The following is a 20,929-nucleotide window of genomic DNA, read 5'->3' as shown; positions in this document are numbered from 1 at the left end:
TGTAACACGTTCTACACTCGCGGGTAGGTCCGGCGAGGAGGTCTCACCCGTGTCGATCGCGCTCACCGAAGAACAGGCGGCCCTGGCCGCGTCGATCCGCGCCTGGGCGACGTCCGCTCGTCCCGTCGACGCCGTCCGAAGTGGCCGGATCGCCGAGCCACCGCCAGGGCTGGCGGAGCTCGGGCTGTTCGGCGTGGCGATTCCCGAAGACGTCGGCGGCGCCGGCGGCACGCTCGCCGATCTGGCCGCCGGGCTCGCCGAAGCAGCCGAAGCACTCGTACCCGGCCCTGTCCTCGGGACGGCGTTGGGTGGGGCATTGCTCGCGACGGTTCCCCAGACCGCCAAGGAGATCCTGCCCGGTCTCGCCGACGGGACCGAACGGCTGGCGGTGGTGCTGGGCGGCGGTTTCCGTGTCGCGGACGAGGTGGTCGACGGCGAATCGGGACCGGCTCTCGATGTTCACCCGTCGGCGTGGACGCTGGTCTCCGACGGCACGGTGTCCGCGCTCATCCCGCCCGGAGCGTCCGGAATGGACACCCGGCAGGGCGAGCCGTTCGACCTCTCGCGGCCGGTCGGCCGCGTCCGATGCGAAAAGGTGCGGCCCGAAGCGGTTTTCGAGGCACTGCCGGTGGATACCTACGCCGCCACGCTCGGTGCCGCCGAAGCCGCGGGAATCGCCCGATGGTGTCTCCGGACGGCCGTCGAGTACGCGAAGGTGCGGGAGCAGTTCGGCCGTCCCATCGGGTCGTTCCAGGCGATCAAACATCTGTGCGCGGAAATGCTGTGCCGGGCCGAAGCCACCGACGCGCTCGCGTGGGACGCGGCGAGGGCGGCCGAAGATCCCGCGCAGCACTCCGTCGCGGCCGCGACAGCTGCGGCCTACGCGCTCGACGCGGCCGTGGCCAACGCGAAGGACTGCATCCAGGTCCTCGGCGGCATCGGATTCACCTGGGAGCATGACGCGCACTTTTACCTGCGCCGCGCCGTCGCCCTGCGGCAATGGCTCGGCGGTTCCGCCCGCTGGCGCCGTCGCGCGGCCGAACTCGCGCTGCGCGGTGACCGCCGGACCTTGAGCGTCGACGTCGGCGAGGACGCCGAACTCCGTGACGTGGTAAGCGAAATCGCCGCCCTTCCCGAGCCGGAACGGCGGGTCGCGCTGGCCGATTCGGGACTGCTGGCCCCGCATTGGCCCGCGCCGTACGGCAGGGGCGCCACGGCCGCCGAGCAACTGCGGATCGACGCCGCGCTCGACGACGCGGGGGTCCGCCGTCCGGATCTGGTCATCGGTGGCTGGGCCGTGCCGACGTTGCTGGAACACGGCTCCCCGGCGCAGCGCGAACGGTTCGCCGCACCGACTTTGCGCGGCGAGATCACCTGGTGCCAGCTGTTCAGCGAGCCGGGGGCGGGTTCGGATCTCGCGTCGCTGCGCACGACGGCCCGCCGTGCCGACGGGGGATGGCTGCTCAACGGCCAGAAGGTGTGGACTTCGCTCGCGCGTGAAGCCGACTGGGCGATCTGTCTCGCGCGCACCGACCCGGACGCGCCGAAACACCAGGGGATCACCTACTTCCTGGTCGACATGACCGCCGACGGGATCAGCACGCGGCCGCTGCGCGAGATCACCGGCGACGCCGTCTTCAACGAGGTGTTCCTCGACGACGTGTTCGTCCCCGACGAGATGGTGGTCGGCGAGATCGACGGCGGCTGGCGGCTCGCGCGGACGACGCTGGCGAACGAACGGGTCGCCCTCGGGAGCGGTTCGGCGGTGGGGGAGGGCGTCGAAAACCTGCTCGCCACCCTGGGCGACGGCGCCGACCTGGAGGAACTCGGCGCGCTGATCGCCGACGGGAGCGCGTGTTCGGTGCTGGACCTGCGGGCGACGTTGCGGCGGCTCGACGGGCAAGACCCGGGCGCCGAATCGAGTGTGCGCAAACTGCTGGGCGTACGGCATCGGCAGGCGGTGGCGGAGTTCGCGCTGGAGTCGCTCGGTGAGCGCGCCCTCGTGGACGGCGACCCTGCGCAGCACGAGTTCCTGCTGACCCGGTGCCTCAGCATCGCGGGCGGGACGACCCAGGTGCTGCTGTCGCTGACGGCGGAGCGGTTGCTGGGGCTGCCGCGGTCCTGAAAGTCCCTGTCACGCCGGTGCCGAGTGTCATGAAAGGGCCGTTCAGGACGTTTTATGTCTTGAACGGCCCTTTCATGACACCGCCGCCCGAGGGATGTCGGTCCGGTGCTCTAGCGTGCGGGGCGTGGAGTTCGGCACAGGAACCCAGGCCACCTTCGTCCCCTCGGATCCCCCGCGGGACGGAGTGCTGGCGCTCTGGGGAGACGGCGTAGCGGGTGACACCGCGATCGAACTCGTGCTGCCGGTGGGGAAGGTCTTCCGGCGCACGAAGGTCGACGCGGCACTCGTCCCGTTGTCACGCGCGATTCCGCGGCTGCTCACCGCGGAGGGTGAGCTGAGCCCGGCCATCGCCGCGTGGTCGGCCGTCGCCGAGGCCGGGGTGAACCTGATCGCCCGCGGCAGGTTGCTGCCCGCGGCCTCACCCGGCGGGGTGGATTCGTGGCGGGTCGGCCCGCTCGACGTCGCCGACGAGGAGATGCTGCGCGGGCTCGCCGCCGCGTTGCCTCCCGAGGCGCACGCGTTGCCGTTGTCCGGGCTGAAACGAATCCGGCTGCATTCGCCGGAGTCGTTGATCCGCGCGCTCTGGGACGCGACGGCGGACGTGCTGGTCCGCACGCCCGCCGCGAGCGTGGCGGCGGGCGGTCCGGCGTTCGCGGCCGCGGAGCCGACATTGGTCGGGCCGGACGGCGCCGCGTGGTTGGCGGAACTGAGCGCCCGGCAGGCCCAGGGCGCGCATCTCGTCCTGCGCATGGAGGTGCACGAACCCGAAAACCCCGAAGACGAGCCCACGTTCGAGGCCGTCCTCGCCGTGCGGAGCGCCGCCGACCCGAGCCTGATCGTCGAGGCGGCGACACTGTGGGACGCGCCGGAGGCGGTGCTGGAACGCATGGGCGAGCAGGTCGAGACGCAGCTGCTGCTCGGTCTGCGCCGGGGTGCCAGGGCGTGGGCGCCGCTCGGCCGCATGCTCCAGTCCGCCGCGCCGACCGGGCTGGCGCTGGACTACGACGAGGTCGTCGACCTGCTGACCCACGGCGACGCGGCGCTGGGCGGTGCCGGCATCGAGGTGCAGTGGCCGAAAGACCTCTTCGCGGGCGAGCTCAAGGCGAAGGCGAGCGCGACGCAGGCCCCGGGCAGCGTCACCGGGCCCGAGTTCACGCTCAAGAGCCTGCTGCGGTTCCGCTGGCGGATGAGCCTCGGCGACGAAGACCTCACCGACGCCGAGGTCACCGCGCTCGCGGAGGCGAAGCGGCCGCTGGTGCGGCTGCGGGGCAAATGGGTCAAGGTCGACGCGCGTCTGATCGCCAAGGTGCGCGCCCACCGGGCGAAGAAGCTGTCCGGGGCCGAGGCGCTGGCCGCGGCGCTCACCGGCGAACTGGAGCTGGACGGCGAAAAGGTCGAGTTCACCGCCCCGTCGGCGTTGACGGGGCTACTCCAGCGGATCCGCGACAGCGCGGCGGAACCGATCGAGCAGCCCGCCGAACTGAAGGCCACCCTGCGGCCGTACCAGAAGGCCGGGCTCGCCTGGCTGGCGACGATGACCGGGCTCGGTCTCGGCGCCTGCCTCGCCGACGACATGGGGCTCGGCAAGACGATCCAGCTCATCTCCCTGCACCTGCACCGCCGCCCGCGCGGCGAGGGGCCGACGCTCGTCCTGTGCCCGACGTCGTTGCTGGGCAACTGGGAACGCGAATTCGCCCGGTTCGCGCCGGACATCCCGGTGCGCCGGTTCCACGGTGGCGGGCGGCATCTCGACGAGGTCGCACCGGACGAGGTCGTGCTCGCCACGTACGGTGTGCTCCGCCGCGATCGCGAAGCACTGTCCGAAGTGGACTGGGGGATGATCGCCGCCGACGAGGCGCAGCACGTGAAGAACCCGCTTTCGGTCACCGCCAAGGAATTGCGGAAGATCCCGGCCGCCGCGAAGGTCGCGCTGACCGGGACGCCGATGGAGAACCGGCTCACCGAATTGTGGTCCATCATCGACTGGACGACGCCGGGGCTGCTCGGTTCGCTCGACGGGTTCCGCCGCAAGGTCGCCCGCCCGATCGAGCGGGACCGGGATACCGCGGCGACCGAACGGCTCGCCGCGACCGTCCGGCCTTTCCTCTTGCGCCGCAAGAAGACCGACCCGGACATCGCGCCCGAGCTCCCGCGCAAGACCGAGACCGACCGGTTCGTCCCGCTCACCGCCGAGCAGACGACGCTGTACGAGGCCGTGGTCCGGGAGAATCTCGCGATGATCCGCGAGCTGGACGGGGTGGCCCGGCGTGGGCAGGTGCTCAAACTGCTCACCGAGCTCAAACAGATCTGCAACCACCCGGCGCAGTACCTCAAGGAACCCGGCGTGCTGCACGGCCGGTCCGGCAAGCTCGCCGCGTTCGAAGAGCTGCTCGATGTCATCCTCGACGAGGGCGACAGCGTGCTCGTGTTCAGCCAGTACGTCCAGCTGTGCCGTCTGCTGGAGAAACGCCTGGCCGAACGCGGTCTGCCGACGATGCTGCTGTCCGGATCGAGCACGCCCAAGGTCCGGGAAGACATGGTCGCCCGGTTCCAGGCGGGGGAGGTCCCGGTGTTCCTGCTCTCGCTCAAGGCGGGCGGGGTCGGGCTCAACCTGACCAAGGCCACCCACGTGATCCACTACGACCGCTGGTGGAACCCGGCCGTCGAGGACCAGGCCACCGACCGCGCGTACCGGATCGGGCAGGACCGGCCGGTCCAGGTGCACCGGCTGATCGCCGAAGGCACGCTCGAGGAGCGCATCGCCAAGGTCCTGGAGACCAAACGCGGGCTGGCCGACGCGGTCATCGGCGCCGGCGAGGACTGGATCACCGAGCTGTCCGACGACGAACTGGCCGATCTGGTCCGGCTCGGGGAGCCGTGATGCCCGGCGCGACAGGGCGGAAACGGCGCACCTTCGGCAACACGTGGTGGGGCAAGGCGTGGGTCGAGGCGCTGGAGGAACGCGCCAAACTCGACCCGAACCGCCTGCCGCGAGGCCGGACATACGCGCGCAAAGGCACCGTCAGCAAGCTCGCGGTCGGCGCGGGGGAGGTGACGGCCTGGGTGCAGGGCAGCCGGGCGGTGCCGTACCGGGTGACCATCCACATGCGGGCGTTCACCGAGCCGCAGTGGGAGAGCCTGCTCGGCATGGTCGGCTCGCGGCTCGGGCACGTCGCCGCCCTCCTCGACGGCGAACTGCCCGCCGAGCTGGCCGAGGACGCGCGGACCGCCGGCGCGGATCTGCTGCCCGGCCCCGGCGATCTGCGGCCGAAGTGCTCCTGCCCGGACAGCGCGAACCCGTGCAAACACGTGGCCGCGGTGTACTACCTGGTCGCGGACGAGGTCGACGCCGATCCGTTCGTGCTGTTCCTGTTGCGCGGCAGGCCGAGGGAGGCGGTGCTCGCGGAACTGCGGTCCCGCCGCGCGCCCGCGGGCGCGCCGGGCAAGCGGGTGCGCGGCGGGACCGCGCCCGGGGTGGATCCGAAGCGGGCCTACACCCGGCGGATCGCCGCGCTGCCGCCGCGACAGGCCGTCCCGGGCACGGTCGGCCCGCCCGCGGTCCTCGACGTCGACCCGCCACACCGGACGGGCTGGAGCGGGGAGATGTTCGTCGAACTGGCCGCCGATGCCGCCGCGAGGGCCTGGGAGCTGCTGGTCATGGGGCCCGGGCGTGAAGCGGAGCTGTCGTTCGAGGAAGACCTCGCGCGCCGCGCGGCGGCGAGCGAGCCGCACCTGATCGCCGAACTCGCCGAAACGGCCGGGGTGGCGGCGCGGGATCTGGCCCTGTGGGCGCAAGCCTGGCGTGAGGCGGGCCGGGGCGGGATGGCGGTGGTCCGGGAGACGTGGCCGCCAGGGCAGGCGCCGCTCGCCCAGGCCAAGGCGGACCTCGCCGAGTCGGGATTGCCGGGAGAGCCCAAGATCTGGCGGAACCGGATCACCCAGGGCGACCTGCAACTGCGCTACGGCCGCGACGAACGGTGGTACCGCTTCGTGCGCGACGGCGAGGGCTGGCGGGTCGACGGCCCGTCCGCCGCCCGGCCGACCGATGTGATCTACCCGCCCAGCGAATAGCCAACGGAGACCGCACTCGCGTGATCGAAGCCGTAACTCGCGTGATCAGCGGCGGAACACGCGAGTGCGGCCTCCAGTCACGCGAGTTACGTCCCTGATCACGCGAGTCACGCCTTTACTCACGCCCCGCCGGAGCGGCGCCGCCAGGTGCGGTAGCTCCACTCAAGGAACCGTTCCACCCCGCGCACCACATGGGCGCTGCGGATCGAGGGGAAGACGTCGAAGGCGTGCTGCGCGCCGGAGATCTCCGCGTACGCGACCTCACGCTGGGACTTGTCCCGCAGACGCCGAACGAATTCGCGCGCCTCGCCCACCGGCACCAGCGAGTCGTGGACGCCGTGGATGACGAAGAACGGCGGCGCGTCCTCGGTGATGCGATCGAGCGGGGACGCCGCGATGTAGTCGTCGAGGAAGTTCACCGGATCCCGGTCCGCCTCGAAGACGTGCCGGGCGATGAGCGTCTTCAGCCGGGTCTGGCTGGAGCGCCGTCCGCTGGTCGCGGCGAAGTCGTACACGCCGTAGTGCGGGGCGCACGCCTGGATGCTCGTGTCGGCTTCGGTGAAGCCGGGCTGCAGCGCGGGGTCGTTGGCGGTCAGCGCCAGCAGCGCGGCGAGATGCCCGCCCGCGGATCCGCCGGTGACGGCGACGAAGGACGGGTCGCCGCCGTAGGTCTCCGCGTTGTCCCGGATCCAGGCCAGCGCGCGTTTCGCGGCGACGATATGCGCGGGCCAGCGGGCGGCGGGGGAGAGCGGGTAGTTGATCGCGACGCAGATCCAGCCGCGTTTGGCCATGTGCAGCATCAGCGGCAGGCCCTGCTGGTCCTTGTTCCCGATCACCCAGGCACCGCCGTGCACCTGCAGCAGGATCGGCGCGCCGGTGACCGGGCGGCGCGGGGCGTAGATGTCGAGCAGGAACCGTTTCCCGCCGGGCGCGTAGGCGACGTTGCGTATCCGCCGGACCTCGGGGTCGCGCATGCGGAACGGCATGGCCAGCTGGCCCCACGGCGTCGCGAGGTCGGTCGGGCTCGGCGGGTGTTCGAGTTCGTCGGCGTACGCCTCGCCGATGCCTTCGGTCAGCGCGGTCTCGATCTCGTCGCGCGCCCGCTGGGACTGCGCGATCAGCGTGCCGAGCCCGGCCGCCGACGCCGCCGCGAGGGCGAGCCCCGTTTTGCTCGACGCGCCGCGGTGCCGGGCGACGTGCGCCGCCGCGTCGGCCGCGGTGAGCGCGAGCAGATGCGGGGCGAGCTCCCCGGTGAGCCAGCCCGCGAAGAACGCCGGAACCGCCGTCCGCGCGCCTCTCGGCGGCTTCAGCGCGTTCGCGGTGAGCGCGAGCTGGAGTGCCTGGCGGACGACGAAACTCGGCTGCATGGCCACCGATCCTACCGCCGGGTGACCGCCTAGAACGGGTTGCAAAGTTCACTTAAGGTGATTCTCATGCAGAGATTGAGTGGTCTGGACGCGAGTTTTCTGTACCTGGAGACGCCTGCCCAGGTACTGCACGTGTGCGGGCTGCTCACCTTGGACGGTTCGACCATGCCCGGCGGCTACGATTTCGAGCGCTTCAAGGAGAAACTGGCCGAACGGGTCGAGCTGATCCCGGCGTTCCGGCGCAAGCTGCACAATCCACTCTGGAATCTGGCCCATCCGGTCTGGGTGGAGGACGAGGACTTCGATCTCGAAGCCCACGTTCACCGCATCGGCGTACCGGCGCCCGGCGACCGGCGGGAACTGGCCGGACTCTGCGCCCACATCGCGGGACAACGCCTGGACCGCGCGCAGCCGCTGTGGCAGCTGTACGTCATCGAAGGCCTGGCCGACGGCGGGATCGCGGTCCTGCTGAAGATGCACCACGCCAGCGTCGACGGGGTCGGCGGCGCCAGCTTGATCGCCTCCCTCGCCGGGCTCGAACCGGACGCTCCGCCGCCGGAGACCACCCAGGACGAACGCCGCAACGCGGGCGTTCCCGGCAGGCGAGCACTGTTCGGCGCGGGGCTGACGTCGTTCGCGAAACGTCCGGTCGAGGTGGCGAAACTGCTGCCCGGCCTGCTCGAACTCGTGCCGAGATGGCTGGGCAAAGCGTTGCAGGGCAAGGGAATGCCGGTCCCGTTCACAGCGCCGCGGACGTCGTTCAACGGGACGATCACCGCGCACCGCAGCGTCGCCTACGCCTCTCTCGACCTCGACGACGTCAAACGGGTCAAGAACGCCTTCGGGGTGACCGTCAACGACGTCGTCCTCGCCGTGGTCGCCGGTGCCCTGCGGCAGTTCCTGCGGGATCGGGGCGAACTGCCGGAGGATCCGCTGGTGGCGACCGTTCCGGTCTCGGTGCACGGACGCACCGAGCGCGAGCACGGGATCAACAAGGTCTCGGCGTTCTTCGCGTCGCTGCCCACCCATCTGGAGGATCCCGCCGCGCGCGTGTTCATGCTGGCGGAGTCGAACCGGCTGTCCAAGGACCATCACCACGACATCGACGCGGACATGCTCCAGGACTGGGCGCAGTTCTCGGCGGCGACCATGTTCGGGCTCGCGGTCCGCGCGTATTCCGCGCTGCGCCTGGCCGAACGGCATCCGGTGGTGCACAACCTGGTGGTCTCCAACGTGCCCGGTCCGCCGATGCCGCTGTACCTGCTGGGCTGCCGGATCACCGGGCTCCACCCGCTCGGCCCGGTGTTCCACGGCGCCGGGCTCAACATCACCGTGCTGTCCAACGCGGGCAGGGTCGACGTCGGTCTGCTCGGCGCCCGTGAACTCACCGGTGACCTGTGGCCGCTCGCCGACCATTTCGCCGACGCGCTCGCGGAACTGATCGAGGCCACCTCCTAGATCCTCCCCCTTGCCGTCGCGGCTCCTTCCGGATAAGACTAGAACAGGTTTCAATATTGTGCCCGTTCGCCCCGGTGAGGAGCCAGTGTGGACTTCCAGTTCGACGAGACGCAGACCGAGGTCACCGCGCTGGCCGCGCGTGTGCTCGGCAAGGAGCGTGAGCCCGCGGACACGTGGCGCGCGCTGGCCGACGCCGGTTTGCTCGCCCTGGCGCTGCCCGCCGAACTCGGCGGCGACGGCCTCGGTGTCGCCGAAGTCGCCTTGGTGCTGACCGAACTCGGCCGGGTCGCCTCGCCGTCGCCCGCGCTGGCGTCGCTGGCCTTCGGTGTCCTGCCGGTCACCGCGCTCGGCGGACCGGATCAGCGCTCGGCGCTGCTCCCGCCGGTCGCCGCGGGCGACTCCCTGCTCACCGCCGCGCTGAACGAACCTTCCGCGCCGTTCACCACCCGGCCCGCGACCGTCGCGGAATCGGCGGGGGACTGGCGGCTGAGCGGGGTCAAGGTCGGCGTGCCGTTCGCGGCGGAGGCGACCCGGATCCTGACGCCCGCCTCGCTGCCCGGCGGCACCGGCGTCTTCCTCGTCGATCCGCGCGCGGACGGCGTGACCCTGACGCCGACGAGAACCTCTTCCGGCACACCGGACTACACGATGACGCTGGATTCGGTGACCGTCACCGACGCCGATCTCCTCAACGGGCACGGCCCCGGCGAGTCGATCGCGACACTGCACCGGTTCGCGCTCGCGGGTGCGGTGGCGTTCGGCGACGGACTCCTCGCCGGCGCGCTCGCGCTGACCACGAAACATGTCGGCGAACGGGAGCAGTTCGGGCGCCCGCTGGCGGCGTTCCAGGCGGTGGCGCAACAGATCGCGGACGTCTACGTCGCTTCGAGGACGGTCCAGCTGGCCGCGCGGTCGGCGGTCTGGCGGCTCGCGGCGGGGCTCGACGCCGACACGGAACTCGACATCGCGGCCTATTGGCTGGCGGAGGAGGCGCCCGCGGCGCTGGCCGTCTGCCATCACCTGCACGGCGGGATCGGCGTGGACGAAACGTATCCGCTGCACCGGTTCTCGTCGGCGGTCAAGGATCTGGGACGAACGCTCGGCGGCGCCTCGCATCGGCTGGCCGGTCTGGGCGAACTGGTGGCGGGGTGAACCGATGCTGATCGAACTGACCGCGGCGCAACACGAGTTGCGCTCCGAACTGCGAAAGTACTTCGCCGGGCTGGTGAGCCCGGACGAGCGGCGCGCGATGCTGCGGGAGCGGCACGGGCCGGTGTACCGGGAGATCGTGCGCCGGATGGGCCGCGACGGTTGGCTCGGCGTCGGCTGGCCGGAACAGTACGGCGGCCGGGGTTTCGGCGAGATCGAGCAGCACATCTTCGTCGACGAGGCCGCCCGTGCCGACGTCCAGCTGCCGTCGGTGACCCTGCAGACCGTCGGCCCCACGTTGCAGGCGTTCGGCACCGAGGAGCAGAAATCCCTGTTCCTGCCCAAGATCCTCGCGGGCGAGGTGCATTTCGCCATCGGGTACACCGAACCCGAGGCGGGAACGGACCTGGCGGCATTGCGCACGACAGCGGTGCGCGAAGGGGACGAGTACGTCGTCAACGGCCAGAAGATCTTCACCACCGGCGGGCACGACGCCGACTACATCTGGCTGGCTGTGCGGACCGATCCCGAAGCGCCCAGGCACAAGGGGATCTCGATCCTCATCATGGACACCCGCGATCCTGGCTATTCGTGGACGCCGATCATCACCTGCGACGGCGCCCACCACGTGAACGCCACCTACTACTCGGACGTCCGGGTGCCCGCGAACATGCTGGTGGGCAAGGAGAACGAGGGCTGGCGGCTGATCACCACGCAGCTGAACCACGAACGCGTCATGCTCGGCCCCGCCGGGCGGATCGGCGGTCTCCACGACCGGGTCCGCGAGTGGGCGGCGTCGAGGAAGACCCCGGACGGGACGCCGCTGCTCCAGCTGCCCGACGTCCGGGCCGTCCTCGCGGAAACCCTGGCGACCGCCCGGATCAACGAACTGCTGAACTGGCAGGTCGCCGCGTCGTCCGCGACCGGGCCCGTGGCGGTGGCCGACGCGTCGGCCACGAAGATCGTCGGCTCCGAGCGCATCCAGGGGCTGGCCAGGAAACTGGAGGAGATCGTGGCGCGACACGGCGATCAGGCCGACACCGAAACCGCGGACCTGGCGCAGTGGCTGGACGTGGTGGCCAAACGCAATCTGGTGCTGACCTTCGGCGGTGGCGTCAGCGAGATCCAGCGCGAGCTGATCGCCACCGCCGGGCTCGGCCTGCCGAGGGTGCCGCGATGAGCATCCAGGAAGCGGCCGAACGCATCGCCGCGCGCGGGGAATCCGCGCCGAGGGCCGCGCGCGACGCGGTCAACCAGGCGATGGTGAACAACTGGGTCGAAGCCATCGGCGACCGCAATCCGGTGTACGTCGACGAGGAGTTCGCCGCCGCGAGTGTCCACAAGGGACTCGTCGCGCCGCCCGCGATGGCGCAGGTGTGGACGATGGGCGGGCTGCACTGGACCAGGGCGTCGGACGATCCGCTCGGCGCGATGATGGAGGTGCTCGACGAGGCCGGGTTCACCTCGGTCGTCGCGACGAACTCCGAGCAGAACTACTTCCGGTATCTGCGGCACGGCGAACGGGTCGCCGCGACCGCGAAACTCGAAAGCGTCGTCGGGCCCAAACGCACCGCGCTGGGCGAAGGCTGGTTCGTGACGACGAAGACCACCTGGTATGTCGGCGACGAGGCCGTCGCGGACATGGTGTTCCGGGTGCTGAAGTTCCGTCCGCCGGGCGCCGAGCCCGCCAAGACCGCCGCGCCCGTGCTGCGGCCGGTGATCAGCAAGGACACCGAGTTCTTCTGGGCCGGTCTGCGGGAAGGGGAGCTGCGGATCCAGCGCTGGGGCGAGACCTTGCGGCATCCGCCCGGACCCATGCCGCCGGACGGGGACTTCGACGCCAAGCCGGACTACGTCGTCGCGTGCGGACGCGGAACGGTCTACAGCTACGTGGTGCACCACCATCCGAAGGTCCCCGGCAAGGAGCTGCCCTTCGTGGTCGCGCTCGTCGAACTGGAGGAGGGCGTCCGGGTGATGGGCGAGCTGCTCGACGCCGACCCCGAAACCGTCCACATCGGACTCCCGATGGAAGCGGCCTTCGTGAAGATCGACGAGGAACTGACGTTGCCCGCTTGGAGGGTCGCGCGATGAAGGACTGTTCGGTCGGCACCGAGCTGCCGCCGCTGACGATCGAGGCCACCCCGACCTTCGTGGTGAGCACCGCGCTGGCGACGCGGGACTTCCAGGACGTCCACCACGATCGCGACGCCGCCGTCCAGCGCGGCTCGAAGGACATCTTCCTCAACATCCTCACCGACACCGGCCTCGTGCAACGGTTCGTGACCGACTGGGCGGGCCCTGAGGCGTTCGTGCGGTCGATCAAGATCCGGCTCGGCGTACCTTGCTACGCCTACGACACGCTGACCTTCACCGGCCGGGTCACGGAACGGGACGGCGACGACGTCGTGATCGCGGTGTCCGGTGTGGACAGTCTCGGCGAACATGTGGTGGGCACCGTGGCGATCACGTTGGGAGGCGAGTGATGACCCTCTCCGGACGGGCGGCCATCGCCGGGATCGGCGCGACGGAGTTCTCGAAGGATTCCGGGCGCAGTGAGCTGCGGCTGGCGGCGGAAGCGGTTTCGAGCGCGCTGAAGGACGCCGGGCTCACTCCGTCCGATGTGGACGGACTGGTGTCGTTCACCATGGACGGCAACAGCGAGATCGCCGTCGCGCGGGAACTCGGCATCCCGGAGCTCAAGTTCTTCAGCCGGATCCATTACGGCGGCGGGGCCGCGGCCGCGACGGTGCAGCAGGCCGCGATGGCCGTCGCGACCGGGGTCGCGGACGTCGTCGTCGCGTACCGGGCGTTCAACGAACGGTCCGGGATGCGGTTCGGGCAGGTGTCCTCGGCCGCGGCGGGGCAGGTGAACTCGTCCGGCGTCGACAACGCGTTCCACTACCCGATGGGTATCGCGACACCGGCCGCGACCGTCGCCATGCTCGCCCGGCGCTACATGCACGAGTACGGCGCGACCAGCGAGGATTTCGGCCGGGTGGCCGTCGTCGACCGCGCCCGCGCGGCGACCAACCCCCGGGCGTGGTTCTACGGCAAGCCGATCACGCTCGAAGAGCATCAGGCCTCCCGCTGGGTCGCCGAACCGTTGCATCTGCTGGACTGCTGCCAGGAGAGCGACGGCGGGGTCGCCCTGGTGATCGTCAGCGCCGAGCGGGCGCGCGACCTGCCGCACCGGCCCGCCGTGATCGCGGCGGCGGCGCAGGGGAGCGGGCCGGACCAGTACGTGATGACCAGCTACTACCGCGACGATCTCCCGGCGCTGCCCGAGATGGGGGTCGTGGGGCGGCAGTTGTGGGAGCAGTCCGGGCTGGGCCCCGGCGACATGGACCTCGCCGTGCTGTACGACCACTTCACCCCTTATGTCCTGATGCAGCTGGAAGAACTCGGCTTCTGCGGGAAGGGCGAGGCCAAGGACTTCATCGGCGGCGGCACCCTGGAACTCGACGGGAAGCTCCCGCTCAACCCGCACGGCGGGCAGCTGGGGGAGGCCTACATCCACGGGATGAACGGGATCGCCGAAGGGGTCCGGCAGCTCCGGGGCGACGCCGTGAACCAGGTCGACGGGGCCGCGCGGGTGTTGGTGACCGCCGGCACCGGCGTGCCCACGAGCGGACTGGTCCTGACCGCGGGCTGAGTGCCTGTTGGTGACCCGCCAGTGATTCGGCACAGCGGGTTCACGCGTGCGGTCGCCTTCCGGATCAAGTCTCAGCTCCGCCAACAGGCTCTGAGATCACCTCAATGCCCGATGGTGTACTAGAGCGCCACCTGTCACGGTGAAGGGGTTACCGGCCGGGAGGTGCCATGTCTGGACCAATCGTCGTCGCGTGGACCCTGACCGCGGTGTTCGCGGCGCTCGTCCTTCCCTGCGTGCTGAGACTCGTCCGGCTGGACTACGGCAGGCAGGGCGCGGCGGTCCGCAACGGCGACCTGGCCGAACTGCTGCTCGTCGTCGCCATGGTCGCGATGCTGTCGCCGGTGGGCGGCCCGATCCCGGCGGCGGGCTGGCAGGCGGTGCTGGCGCTGACCGCGGGATGGTTCGCGGTCTCGTGGTGGAAGGGCCGCCGCTCCGGGCACACGTCGTGCGGGCATCACGCCGTGTCCGCCGTCGCGATGCTGTTCATGGTGACGTTCATGCCGCACAGCGAGGTGTCCCACGGGCCGTGGCTGGTGATGTCCGGCCCCGGCGGCACTTCCGCGCTGTGGCTTTCGCTGCTGTTCGGCGCCGTGGCCGCGTATTTCGCGGCGGACGCCGTGCGCGCCGGGGTGCTGGCGTCGCGGGGCGCCACGGCCTCCGGTCAGACGTCGCGGCGGGTGTGCCGGGTGATCATGGGGCTCGGCATGGGCTACATGCTGCTGGGTGCGGCGGTCTAGGAACCGAGCGGCACGCGCCGCACGACACCGGCCTCCGCGGCACCCGCGTCCGGCAAACCGCCGGCCGGGTTCTCCGCGGCCCATTTGCGGGCGTCCGCGATGTCCTTGTTGAGCGCGACGATCAGCGCCTCCGACGACGGGTACGCCTCCTGCTCGCGCAGGTGGTGGCCCAGCCATACGGTCAGCACCTCGCCGTAGAGGTCGCCGCTGAAGTCCAGCAGATGCGCCTCGACGAGCCGGTAACCGTCCGCGCCGTAGTAGGTCGGCCGCCTGCCGACCGAGACCGCGGCCGCGATCCGGGTGCCGTCGGCGCGTTCGGCCCAGCCCGCCCACACTCCGTCGCCGACCTGGCCGTCCTGGTCGCGCAGCGCGATGTTGGCGGTCGGGAAACCCAGTTCCCTGCCCCGCTGATCGCCCTTCTCCACCTGGCCACGGACCACGAAGTACTCCGTCGTCATGCCGCTCCCGTCCCTGCCGTCACGAGAGCCATGAATACCATGCCTCGCGGCCGGGGTCGACCGCCGTTCACGCCGCGAGAAGTGTCCACTGTGTACTCGGTCACGTCGTGACGACGCGATACCCGAGGTCGAGTTCCGTCCGGCCGAGCAGCCCGACGTGGTGCCGGTGCCAGTGCCCGTCCGCGAGATCGGCGCGCAGCCGCTCGACGGCCGTCGCGACGACGTTCTGGTCCAGCAGGGCCACCCCGGACATGCCCGCGCGCACGCGCTCGGACAGGTACGCCTCCGGCCTGCGCCAATACGCGCCGAGGAACCCGTCGACGCAGTCCGACGGCACGGGCAGCGGAGCCACCGCGGGTGCCTGGCCCGCCTCGGTCAGTTCTGCGACGATCCGGTCGAGACAGGCCAGCCTGCTCTCGTGTTCGGCGATCTCCGGCAGGTAGTCCCGCACCAGCCAGAACCGCGCGAACACAGCTTGGTCCCAGGTCACGATCACCTGGCGGCGGGAGACGCGCCGCAACTCGGCCAGCCCGGCGGTCACGTCCGTCCAGTGGTGCACGGTGAGGACGGCCAGGGCGACGTCGAAGGCGCCGTCGGCGAAGGGCAGGCCTTCCGCGCACGCCTGGACGGCGGGCGCCGCCGTGGCGGGACGCTGCGCGATCATCCGCCGTGACGGCTCGACGGCCACCACGTCGCGGTCTTCCGGCTCGTAGGAACCGGCTCCGGCCCCGACGTTGACCACCGAGCGCGCGTCGCCGAGGGCCGCGGTGATGGCGGCGGCGACGCGGGGATCCGGCCGTCTCGATCGCGCGTAGTCCCGGCCGAGTTCGGCATACGGGTCCGAGATCAAGGGGCGCACCCGGCCGAGTCTAGCCAGGTGCGCTACCTGCGGGAACGATGATTCAGTCTGTCGTGGTCAAGAAAGTGTCGGAAAGGACGGGCGCGTCGTCCCGGTCCGGTGCCGTGGTCGCGATCAGCAGCCCGGCGGGCTCGCGCCAGACCCGGGTCCGTAGCGGCTCGCCGGGGAAGACGACGCCGGCGAACTTGGCCGAGAACGACGCGACGCGGGCGGTGTCGCCGTCGAGGAAGGCGTCGGTGACCGCCTTCGCGACGACGCCGTAGGTGCACAGGCCGTGCAGGATCGGCCTGTCGAACCCGGCCGCCGCGGCGAACGCGGGGTCGGCGTGCAGGGGGTTGCGGTCCCCGCAGAGCCGGTAGAGCAGCGCCTGTTGCGGCAGCGTCGGGGTGTCGATGACGGCGTCCGGCTCCCGCGACGGGGGTTCGGCCCGGTCGGACGGGCCGCGTTCGCCGCCGAAACCTCCTTCACCACGGGCGAAGATACTCGACCGCAGTGTCCACAGTGGAGCGCCGTCCGAGTCGGTGGCGATCGTCTCGTTCACGATCACGGCCGCCTTGCCCTTGTCGAAGACGTCGACGATCCGCGTCCGCGCCACGGCCTTCCCCGAGACCGGGATGGGCCGGTGCGCGATCACCTCCTGCTTGCCGTGCAGCACTTTCCCGAGGTCGACCTCGACGCCGGGGAACGAGACCGCGGGCGGCTCGAACACGCGCAGGTTCGCCGCCACGGTGGCGAACGTCGGCAGCACCTGGAGGCCGTCTTCGTAGGTGTAGCGCAGTTCGCGCGGGCTCATCGGGTCCGCGCCGGCGCCCAGCGCCAGGTGGTAGAGCTGCACGTCGGAGGCGGTCCAGGCGAAACTCACCTCGCCGAGGTCGGCGCCGATCGCGACCGAAGGATCGATGGGCACGGGGACTCCTACTCGTAGGTGACGGTGACCTCGTCGGTCAGCGGCAGGGACTGGCACGCCAGCACGATGCCTTCGGCGATGTCGTCGCCGTCGAGGACCTCGTTGTTCAGCATCTTCACCTCGCCGGAGACGATCCGGCAGGCGCACGCGCTGCACTGCCCCTCGCGGCACGAGTACGGCGCGTCGAAACCCTTTTCCAGCAACAGGTCCAGCAGTTTCGTCCGGCGCGGCCAGGCGAGGTTCCTGGTCTCGCCGTCGAGGGTGACCTCGACCGACGCCGGGGTCTCGGCCTCTTCGGCGGAGACGGGCTCGGCCACTTCGAACGGGTTCCCGCCCAGCGACAGGAACCGCTCCAGGTGGATCCGCTTGCGTGGCAGCCCGAGGTCCTTGAGCACCGTGCGCGCCGCGTCCATGAACGGCCCGGGCCCGCAGATGAACGCCTCGTGCGCGGTGTACGGCGCCACCAGCGCGCGCAGGTGCGCTTCCGTCGGCAGCCCCTGCAGGCTCTCCAGCCAGTGCACGACGGCCAGCCGGTCCGGGTACCGGGCGGCGAGGTCCGCCAGCTCCCGCGCGAAGATCACCGAGCTCTCGTCGCGGTTCGCGTACAGGAGCACCACCTTGCCGGTGCCGTGTTCCAGCGCGGATTTGAGGATCGACATCACCGGCGTGATGCCGCTGCCGCCCGCGAGCAGCAGGAAGTCCTCGTCGAGCGACGCGGGGCTGAACACCCCGGCCGGCGGGAGCACCTGGACCTCTTGCCCTGCTTGGAGGTTGTCGCACAGCCAGTTGGACCCGTAGCCGTCGGCGGTGCGTTTGACGGTGACCTGCACCCGGCCCTCGTGCGGCGCGCTGGAGAGCGAGTAACAGCGGGCCACCGAACCGGTCCGGTCGCTCGGCACGCGCAACGTGAGGAACTGTCCTGGGGCGTAAGCGAAAGAGGAGACGTGCTCGGCCGGGATGTCGAACACGATCGACCGCGCGTCGGCCGTCTCGGTGATCACCTCGGCCACGGTCACGGTGACGGGACCGCTCATTCGGGCACCTCCAGCAGGCCGTCTTTCAAGGCGATCTCGATGCTCTCGCTGAGATTGCCGCAGGTGTCGAGCAACGCGGTCTGCGCGCCGGAAGCCTTCTGCTCGGCGAACACCGGGCAGCTCCGGGACGCGTCACTCGTCCACTGGATGCTGGTGTGCTGCATGCTGTTCTTCTTGACCAGCACGCACGTCCCGCACGAGCGGCAGGTCAGCGGCCGCAGCCCGGCGGTGAGGAATTCGACGGTCTCGGGCTTCACACCCCGGCCTCTTCCGCCTGCTGCCGTGCCAGGTTCTCGGCCACCTCCGCCGCCCAGACCTCGTTGGCGCGGCTGGTGTCCACTTCGAACTCGAATCGCTGTGTCATGTCCTCGGTGACGTCGGCCGCGTCCACATAGAACTGGTCGTACCAGCGGCGCAGCTGATACACCGGCCCGTCTTCCTCGCACAGCAACGGATTGTCGATACGGGTCTTGTTGCGCCAGATCTCGACGTCCTGCAGGAAGCCGACGCCGATCCCCTTGGCGAACTTCCCGGCGATCTTGTCCGCGTGCTCGTCCGAGACACCCTCGAACTTCTTCACGCTCACGCCCCACTGCAGGACGAACGAGTTCTCGGTGACCGGGTAGTGGCAGTTGATCAGCACGTTCTCGATCTCGAAACCCTGGTACGTGTTGAGCAACTTGTTGATCATGTACGACGGGCCGAAGTACGACGCCTCCGACCGCAGCAGGTTCTCCTCGCCGCCGTAGTTCGACGCCATGCCCTTGTCCGGGCGGCCCTTCGTGTTCAGGTACTGCGTGGCGATATGGCCCTCGAACACGTTCTTGAAGTAGGTCGGGAAGGCGTAGTGGATGTAGAAGAAATGCGCCATGTCGACCATGTTGTCGATGATCTCGCGGCAGTTGGAGCCCTCGATGAGCACCGAGTCCCAGGTCCAGTTGCTCCACTCGCCGCTGAAGATGCCCTCGATGCGCGGGATGACGACGTCGTCCGGCGGCGGGTTCCCCTCCGGGTCGTGCCAGACGAACAGCTGCTTGTTCTCCTCCAGCACCTGCCACGACTTCGTGCGCGCCCGCAACGGAACCCGTTTGGCGTAGGGGATCGACACGCATTTACCGTTGCCGTTCCAGCGCCAGTCGTGGAACGGGCAGGCGATCTCGTCGCCCTTGACCTCGCCCTGGGTGAGGTCGCCGCCCATGTGGCGGCAGTACCCGTCGAGCACGTTCAGCTTGCCGGACGAATCGGCGAAGACCACCAGTTTCGTCCCGAACGCGGTGATGGCGTGCGGTTTCCCGTCGCGGAACGTCTCGGCGAGGCCGAGGCAGTGCCACCCGCGCGCGAACCGTGCGGGGGGTGCGCCCGCGTCGATCTGTCGTACGGATTCCGTCGTCATCGGCTGCCTCCCGGTTGACCGTGATCTTGCTGCGCGAGGTGCTCGGCCGCAAGGTAGCCGAACACCATCGCCGGGCCGATCGTCGCGCCGGGGCCGGCGTAGGTGCGGCCCATCACCGCCGCGCTCGTGTTGCCCGCCGCGTAAAGCCCTTCGATGACCGACCCGTCCTCGCGCAGGACGCGCGCGTGCGGGTCGATCCTCAATCCGCCCTTGGTGCCCAGGTCGCCGGGCACGATCTTCACCGCGTAGTACGGCGCGACGTCCAGCGGGCCCAGGCTCGGGTTGGGTTTGTTCCGCGGGTCGCCGTAGTAGTGGTCGTACGCGCTGCGCCCGCGGTGGAAGTCCTCGTCCACGCCGCTTTTCGCGAAACCGTTGAACCGGCGCACGGTGTTCTCCAGCGCGTCGGCCGGGACCTCGATCCGCTCGGCGAGTTTCGCGATGGTGCTCGCTTTGACCGCGATGCCCGCTTTGAACCAGCGGCCGGGCAGCGGCTGGCGGGGCCCGAGGCCGGTGAACATGTACCGGTTGCGGTTGCGCTGGTCGAACACCAGCCAGGTCGGGAAGTTCTCGCCGGGGCCGTCCCCGTCGCCGTACATCGCGTGCACGGCCTCGACGTAGGGCGCCGACTCGTTGACGAAACGCTCGCCCCGCCCGTTGACCATCAGGCAGCCCGGCCGCGACCGTTCGGCGAGCGCGAACCACGGGCCGCCGGTGAGCGGGATGGACGGACCCCACCAGGCGTCGTCCATCAGGTCGACGGCCGCGCCGAGTTTGAGTCCGGCGTCGATGGCGTCGCCGGTGTTGGCTTCGGCGCCGACGGTCCACTCCGTACCGATGGGCGCCCGCTGGTACTTGCCCCGCATCTCCTCGTTGCGCTCGAACCCGCCCGCGCCGAGGACGACACCGAGCCGCGCGCGGATCGTCTTGTCCTCACCCTCGTGGCGGACGACGACGCCGGTCACCCGGTCGCCTTCGATCTCCAGATCCACCAGCGGAGTGTTCAGCCAGACGGGAACCTCCGCCCGCCGGAGCCCTTCACGCAGCCCGGCCGCAAGCGCTTGCCCCATGGACAGCAGCCGCTGACGGCGGATCCGGCCCGCGAGCCAGCGTCCGCCGAGGCTCAGCACGCGGAGGACGCCGCGCGGGTGCCGGGCGAGCAGGCTCAGCCACCGGTAGTCCGCCTGGGTGATCGGCGCGCCCAGCGGGGGAGCGCTGTACGGCGGCTCCAGATTCGCCAGTTCCGGGCCGAGCAGGTTGCCGTCGAGCGCGACCGGTTCGACCGAGCGTCCGCCGGCGCGCCCACCGGGAGCCTCCGGGTGGTAGTCCGAGTAACCGCGGACCCAGCGGAAGCGCAACGGCGTGTGGTCGCAGACGAAGGACAGCACCTCGGGGCCGCGGTCGAGGAAGGCCGACCGGAGTTCGGCGGGGACCACGTCTCCGACGATCGCTTCGAGGTATTCGCGCGCCCGCTCCGGGGGTTCGGAGATCCCGGCCGCCCGCAGCGCGTGGTTGCCGGGGATCCAGACGCCGCCGCCGGAGCGCGCGGTGGAGCCGCCGAAGTGGGCGGCCTTCTCCACGACCAGGACCTCGAGTCCCCGGTGGGCTGCGGACAGTGCGGCGGTCATCCCGGCGGCACCGGTGCCCGCCACGATCACGTCGAACTCCATACGCCCCTCACCTGAAACACGTTGTAGGAAGCAACGAGCAGCATTCGCGCTG

At 70.6% G+C, this 20,929-nt stretch carries 18 protein-coding genes; 10 read left to right on the top strand and 8 right to left on the bottom strand.

Going from position 1 to position 20,929, the window contains the following annotated elements; genetic code table 11:
* Positions 1 to 49 precede the first annotated feature (49 nt).
* The 3 genes from AB8M46_RS30080 to AB8M46_RS30070 all read left to right on the top strand — a co-directional run bounded on the left by AB8M46_RS30080 (position 50) and on the right by AB8M46_RS30070 (position 6,196).
* Entirely contained in the window at positions 50 to 2,125 is a 2,076-nt protein-coding gene (locus AB8M46_RS30080; protein ID WP_394362394.1) for an acyl-CoA dehydrogenase family protein, read from the top strand.
* Positions 2,126 to 2,219: 94 nt separating this feature from the next.
* The gene (locus AB8M46_RS30075; RefSeq protein WP_394362393.1) at positions 2,220 to 5,006 is read left to right on the top strand and encodes a DEAD/DEAH box helicase; all 2,787 of its coding nucleotides are present in this window, start codon (positions 2,220 to 2,222) and stop codon (positions 5,004 to 5,006) included.
* Positions 5,006 to 6,196 (top strand): SWIM zinc finger family protein, encoded by a 1,191-nt coding sequence (locus AB8M46_RS30070; RefSeq protein ID WP_394362392.1) that lies wholly within the window; start codon positions 5,006 to 5,008, stop codon positions 6,194 to 6,196. Before AB8M46_RS30075 ends, AB8M46_RS30070 begins: the two co-directional genes overlap by 1 nt.
* A gap of 119 nt (positions 6,197 to 6,315) precedes the next feature.
* On the opposite strand, the gene AB8M46_RS30065 is transcribed toward AB8M46_RS30070, so the two are convergent.
* Positions 6,316 to 7,563 carry an alpha/beta hydrolase fold domain-containing protein gene (locus AB8M46_RS30065; RefSeq protein WP_394362391.1) on the bottom strand — a complete coding sequence of 416 codons (1,248 nt, stop codon included), beginning with the start codon at positions 7,561 to 7,563 and terminating at the stop codon, positions 6,316 to 6,318.
* Between the two features lie 66 nt (positions 7,564 to 7,629).
* Between AB8M46_RS30065 and AB8M46_RS30060 the strand changes: the two genes are divergently transcribed.
* From AB8M46_RS30060 to AB8M46_RS30030, 7 genes are all read left to right on the top strand, one after another.
* The gene (locus tag AB8M46_RS30060) at positions 7,630 to 9,021 is read left to right on the top strand and encodes a wax ester/triacylglycerol synthase family O-acyltransferase (RefSeq protein ID WP_125736553.1); all 1,392 of its coding nucleotides are present in this window, start codon (positions 7,630 to 7,632) and stop codon (positions 9,019 to 9,021) included.
* 87 nt (positions 9,022 to 9,108) lie between these two features.
* On the top strand, positions 9,109 to 10,173 hold the full coding sequence (locus tag AB8M46_RS30055) for an acyl-CoA dehydrogenase family protein (protein ID WP_394362390.1): 1,065 nt from the start codon (positions 9,109 to 9,111) through the stop codon (positions 10,171 to 10,173).
* A 4-nt stretch (positions 10,174 to 10,177) separates the two neighbouring features.
* Positions 10,178 to 11,350, top strand: a complete 1,173-nt coding sequence (locus AB8M46_RS30050; RefSeq protein WP_394362389.1) for an acyl-CoA dehydrogenase family protein — start codon at positions 10,178 to 10,180, stop codon at positions 11,348 to 11,350.
* Positions 11,347 to 12,261, top strand: a complete 915-nt coding sequence (locus AB8M46_RS30045) for a bifunctional MaoC family dehydratase N-terminal/OB-fold nucleic acid binding domain-containing protein (protein ID WP_394362388.1) — start codon at positions 11,347 to 11,349, stop codon at positions 12,259 to 12,261. The genes AB8M46_RS30050 and AB8M46_RS30045 overlap by 4 nt, the downstream gene beginning before the upstream one ends.
* Complete coding sequence (locus AB8M46_RS30040) at positions 12,258 to 12,653, top strand: MaoC family dehydratase (protein ID WP_037343547.1); 396 nt, start codon at positions 12,258 to 12,260, stop codon at positions 12,651 to 12,653. Before AB8M46_RS30045 ends, AB8M46_RS30040 begins: the two co-directional genes overlap by 4 nt.
* Positions 12,653 to 13,822: a lipid-transfer protein gene (locus AB8M46_RS30035; protein WP_037343549.1), complete on the top strand. Its 1,170-nt coding sequence runs from the start codon at positions 12,653 to 12,655 to the stop codon at positions 13,820 to 13,822. Before AB8M46_RS30040 ends, AB8M46_RS30035 begins: the two co-directional genes overlap by 1 nt.
* A gap of 167 nt (positions 13,823 to 13,989) precedes the next feature.
* Positions 13,990 to 14,559 (top strand): DUF5134 domain-containing protein, encoded by a 570-nt coding sequence (locus AB8M46_RS30030; RefSeq protein ID WP_037343551.1) that lies wholly within the window; start codon positions 13,990 to 13,992, stop codon positions 14,557 to 14,559.
* On the opposite strand, the gene AB8M46_RS30025 is transcribed toward AB8M46_RS30030, so the two are convergent.
* The 7 genes from AB8M46_RS30025 to kstD form a co-directional block, all read right to left on the bottom strand.
* Positions 14,556 to 15,017 (bottom strand): riboflavin kinase, encoded by a 462-nt coding sequence (locus AB8M46_RS30025; RefSeq protein ID WP_037343555.1) that lies wholly within the window; start codon positions 15,015 to 15,017, stop codon positions 14,556 to 14,558. The two genes, AB8M46_RS30030 and AB8M46_RS30025, sit on opposite strands and share 4 nt — an antisense overlap.
* A 100-nt stretch (positions 15,018 to 15,117) precedes the next feature.
* A complete protein-coding gene (locus AB8M46_RS30020; RefSeq protein ID WP_037343557.1) occupies positions 15,118 to 15,867 on the bottom strand; it encodes a class I SAM-dependent methyltransferase in 750 nt (249 codons plus the stop codon).
* Positions 15,868 to 15,919: 52 nt separating this feature from the next.
* A complete protein-coding gene (locus tag AB8M46_RS30015; protein WP_037343561.1) occupies positions 15,920 to 16,783 on the bottom strand; it encodes a MaoC/PaaZ C-terminal domain-containing protein in 864 nt (287 codons plus the stop codon).
* Positions 16,784 to 16,791: 8 nt separating this feature from the next.
* Positions 16,792 to 17,817 (bottom strand): 2Fe-2S iron-sulfur cluster-binding protein, encoded by a 1,026-nt coding sequence (locus AB8M46_RS30010; protein WP_394362387.1) that lies wholly within the window; start codon positions 17,815 to 17,817, stop codon positions 16,792 to 16,794.
* Positions 17,814 to 18,074 carry a hypothetical protein gene (locus AB8M46_RS30005; protein WP_350594423.1) on the bottom strand — a complete coding sequence of 87 codons (261 nt, stop codon included), beginning with the start codon at positions 18,072 to 18,074 and terminating at the stop codon, positions 17,814 to 17,816. Before AB8M46_RS30005 ends, AB8M46_RS30010 begins: the two co-directional genes overlap by 4 nt.
* Positions 18,071 to 19,210, bottom strand: coding sequence for a Rieske 2Fe-2S domain-containing protein (locus tag AB8M46_RS30000; protein WP_394362386.1), 1,140 nt, complete (start codon positions 19,208 to 19,210; stop codon positions 18,071 to 18,073). Before AB8M46_RS30000 ends, AB8M46_RS30005 begins: the two co-directional genes overlap by 4 nt.
* Positions 19,207 to 20,877, bottom strand: coding sequence for a 3-oxosteroid 1-dehydrogenase (gene kstD, locus AB8M46_RS29995; RefSeq protein WP_394362385.1), 1,671 nt, complete (start codon positions 20,875 to 20,877; stop codon positions 19,207 to 19,209). The genes AB8M46_RS30000 and kstD overlap by 4 nt, the downstream gene beginning before the upstream one ends.
* Positions 20,878 to 20,929 lie beyond the last annotated feature (52 nt).

Origin of the sequence: Amycolatopsis sp. SB7-3, from assembly GCF_041021335.1 — a bacterium.
Classification (GTDB): Bacteria; Actinomycetota; Actinomycetes; order Mycobacteriales; family Pseudonocardiaceae; genus Amycolatopsis; species Amycolatopsis japonica.
The sequence above is the reverse complement of the archived record's forward strand: the minus strand, read 5'-3'. Positions and strand labels throughout refer to the sequence as shown.